Genomic DNA, 750 nt, shown 5'->3' with positions numbered 1-750 from the left:
ATCCCGACGCGCGTGCGCCTCGCGGTCGGCGAGGAATGGCGCTCGAACGACGGCGGCAAGCATCGCTGGCGCGCCGGCGGCATGCTGATGCAGTTTCTGCCCAAGGCGCCGGAGCGCGCGCGGCAAGCCGACCTGCATCCCGGTGATGCGCCTGAAGGCACCGAGGTGCACAGCGTTGCCGAGGACGACGCCTGGGTCGAGGCGCGCTCGCTGATCGAGACCGTCGAGGACGTCGAGCTGATCGATCCCGAACTCTCGGGCGAGCGGTTGCTGTTCCGACTGTTCCACGAGCGCGGCGTGCGCGTGTTCAATCCGCAGGCGCTCGAGGCGCGGTGCTCCTGCTCGCGCGATGCGGTCGCCTCGATGCTGAAGAGCTTCTCGCCCGACGACCGCGCCGCGATGGTCAAGGACGACAAGGTCGTGGTTACCTGCGAGTTCTGCTCGTCGGTCTACCAGTTCACGCCGCACGAGGCGGGCGTCGAGGACGCCTAAGCACTCATCCTTCGCTGACGCCGCCACCGTCAGAAGAATTCTAAAGAGCCGTCCCCACAAACCTGCGTGCTCTCTCGACGCAGGGCAATTTCGGCGTGTATCATCCTGTCCAATTGGGGCTGGGGGATACCATGCGAATTGTCTTGGGCGTGCTTGCTGCGTTGTTGCTGTCGTTCGGTGCGGCGCGCGCCGGCAAGGTGGTCGCTTCCGGCCGGCCGCTGATGCTCTATCAGGCCTCCGCCACCAATCCGGATTGCA

Annotated in this window: 1 protein-coding gene; it reads left to right on the top strand. The window is 66.1% G+C overall.

All coding sequences use genetic code 11. The features are described 5' to 3' along the window. The coding region (locus JHD07_RS34660) for an Hsp33 family molecular chaperone HslO (RefSeq protein ID WP_291630347.1) at positions 1–492 on the top strand (492 nt) is incomplete at its 5' end. Positions 493–750: the final 258 nt, after the last annotated feature.

The organism is Bradyrhizobium sp. (genome assembly GCF_016462955.1).
Lineage (GTDB): Bacteria > Pseudomonadota > Alphaproteobacteria > Rhizobiales > Xanthobacteraceae > Bradyrhizobium.
This window is presented reverse-complemented; position numbering and strand designations above follow the sequence as displayed.